The sequence below is a fragment of the Chamaesiphon sp. OTE_20_metabat_361 genome (genome assembly GCF_031364565.1).
Genome location: NZ_JANLWO010000860.1, coordinates 1 through 2740 on the forward strand (window position 1 = coordinate 1; position 2740 = coordinate 2740).

The following is a 2740-nucleotide window of genomic DNA, read 5'->3' on the forward strand; positions in this document are numbered from 1 at the left end:
CGCAAGCGTGCCATTTCCCTAGCCCGAACTAAAATTATTTACCGATCGGGGGTTGCTATTTATAGATGGTGATGTTATATTAGTTGAGTTGAGTGAAAAACAACGCGGAGTAGAGCAGCCTGGTAGCTCGTCGGGCTCATAACCCGAAGGTCGCTGGTTCAAATCCAGTCTCCGCCACCAAATATATCAAAAAGCCGTACCTCACATAGGTACGGCTTTTTGATTTGGATCTCGATCGAGAGTAAAGACCTCAGCAATTACAGCTTAATCGCGATCGACAGTCCATCTCCGATCGGCAGTACGGAGACATTCACACGCGGATCGGCAACCAGTTCGCGGTTGAATAGCTCGATGCCTCGGGTGAACTCATCGTCGTAGGTAGTGGGATTGAGGACTCGCCCTTGCCAGAGGACATCTGTGGCGATTAGTAATCCTTGGGGACGCAATAGCTCGATCGCGCGGTGGTAGTAAGATGGATACTGGTATTTAAGACCAGAGATCGTGATTAGGTCAAAAGACTCGATCGGTGTGGAAGTAGCGAGTCGATCGAGCAATTCTAGCCCACTGCCGATCTGAAAATCGATTTTGCTAGTAACAGCACCGCGTTCCCAGTAGTCGCGAGCGACATCGAGATGTCTGCCAGCAACACCACAGCTAACTAATTGTCCGTCGGGAGGCAGGGCTGAGGAAATTGCCAAAGTCGCACAACCGCTAAAAATTCCCAGCTCTAGCACCCGCCGCGCTTGGCTCGATCGCACCAAGAGGGCGATTAATTGAGCTTGTGCCAGGGTTGGCTGCATTTGGGCGAGCGGATATTCGACCATTGCTTGTTGGAGCTGGAGCAGTAAATCGGGAGCCGGGGTAGAGATAGCGGTAAGGTAGCGATCGATATTATCTTCTACCCCAGTACTCGGGCGATCGTGCAGATACGGATTATGTGTTTGGACAAACTGACGGGCGCAATCTTTACATTGATACCGTTGTTTGTCTCGATAAAAGCCATGCTTACGAATTCTAGTGGATTGACAATTAGGGCATTTCATTAAACCTGTAGTCGTCCTAGTTAACAGCTCCTACAGGATGGGGTTGGGATTCAAATTGTGGCGCGTAAGCTTGGAGAAGGGTGCTAACTTGCTTGACAACTTCATCACCAGTGGGTTTGGCAATTGCTTGGCGTTCGGGGAAAAATTCGGGGCGATTGAGATTTTGGGTAATCGCCGACTCTACTTGCTGCGTAATCAAGTCTTGCAGTTCTTTCTTGGCTCGATCGCGTTGATAGCTAGCGCCTTCCTCGGTAGTAGCATAGAGAGGCGGTAATCTATTGAGCGCATAGGCGGCAATGTCGCCGACATCTAATTGAACATCGTTATTTAGTTCGATTGCCGTAATTTGGGCGATGGTTTCGGTGATGACCAACTCTTCCATCACATTGATAAACTGCTTGCGCGGTACGGTGACGACTTCACCAGCGAGTAGTGCCCCCATCAGTCGATCGAGTGCCATATACTCTTCTACTGATAACTCAGCCGCACTATCACAGATCCGCCCTACCTCTGCTTCCATCGCTGGAGTAAGATAGCCTTCATCTACAGCATGTTCGACGATTGCTTGGATATTCATCATTTAGAAACAATTAAAATAACTTGTCAGTAGTAAGCGCGATCGGCACTCGATGCTCCATCGATCTTGGCGTAGGGTACTTATAAGCCAGTAGCTCAAACCCAAACTCCAAATTACTGATGCTTGCCAACTACTATTTACATTTATTATTCCCCCAGAATCGTACAAGAGAAACAATCCGCATAGATCTGGCAAAATAAAGGGATGGAGAGCGCCACCCACCATCCCAGTACAAGCATTAGGTATCGCTTCTGTCCTCGATCCTACTCGATCGCGGTCGATCGCCACTGCACGGGATCGACAGAGACAGCATTAACGTATAAACCCCAGTGTAAATGCGGCCCAGTCGAAGATCCCGTCGAACCGATCGCGCCAAGCTGGTCGCCAGCAGCGAGCATCTGCCCCTCTTCGACTGAGATTTTGCTCAAGTGCATGAAAATACTAGTCAATCCTTGACCGTGATCGACACCGACAACGTTACCATGAACGCGGAAACCTTTTTTTTCATAACCGACTAATACCACTTTTCCCGCCGCTGGAGCCACGACTGGCGATCCTAATCCCCCAGCGTAGTCCAAGCCGCGATGGTAATAATCTTTGGCAAATTCGCCATTATAGTAGCGCTTGACGCCATAGGGCGAGCTAGTTTTCCCCTGATTGGGAGCGATAAATTTCCCATCCCAGTATTTAACCGAACTGACAGTAGCTTTTAAAGCGGCTACTTGCTTGAGTTCTAGTGCCGTCGCTTCGATACCAGCTTTGCCGGGAGCGAAGTTAATCCGCTGGATGGGGAATTTGCGATCGGCCACCGGAATTTTGACGAGCGTGCTACCAGTACTATCCGCGATCGTCACCTCCCGAGTGCCGGGTTTTTGCAATGGTGTCGTCGGAATCATCGCCCGAAAACGATCTCCTCCCAAGCCGAACACTGGATAAGTTTTACTGCCGAGTTTGACAGTGGGAACTGTGGCTTTGGTCGTAGCAGTAGCTTTTTGAACGTTGATATCGATGACTAGTGTCTCTCCCAATCGCGGATTGGTAGGTGCGATTTTAGTACCGCTAGGCACGCCATTCGCCCCGACAGCCGACCATAAGACGATCGCGAGGGTAAATGCACTCA

3 protein-coding genes and 1 tRNA gene are annotated in these 2740 nt (G+C 49.7%); 1 reads left to right on the plus strand and 3 read right to left on the minus strand.

What is annotated here, in order from left to right; translation table 11 throughout:
• Nucleotides 1–103: 103 nt before the first annotated feature.
• Nucleotides 104–180, plus strand: a tRNA-Met gene (locus tag RMO35_RS24195).
• Nucleotides 181–257: 77 nt separating this feature from the next.
• Here RMO35_RS24195 and RMO35_RS24200 read toward each other — a convergent pair.
• From RMO35_RS24200 to RMO35_RS24215, 3 genes are all read right to left on the minus strand, one after another.
• Nucleotides 258–1043: an SAM-dependent methyltransferase gene (locus tag RMO35_RS24200; protein WP_396135724.1), complete on the minus strand. Its 786-nt coding sequence runs from the start codon at nt 1041–1043 to the stop codon at nt 258–260.
• 16 nt (nt 1044–1059) lie between these two features.
• Nucleotides 1060–1620 (minus strand): late competence development ComFB family protein, encoded by a 561-nt coding sequence (locus tag RMO35_RS24210; protein WP_309745153.1) that lies wholly within the window; start codon nt 1618–1620, stop codon nt 1060–1062.
• Nucleotides 1621–1883: 263 nt separating this feature from the next.
• Nucleotides 1884–2740, minus strand: an 857-nt coding sequence (locus RMO35_RS24215) for a M23 family metallopeptidase (protein WP_309745149.1), incomplete at its 5' end; no start/stop codon positions are given.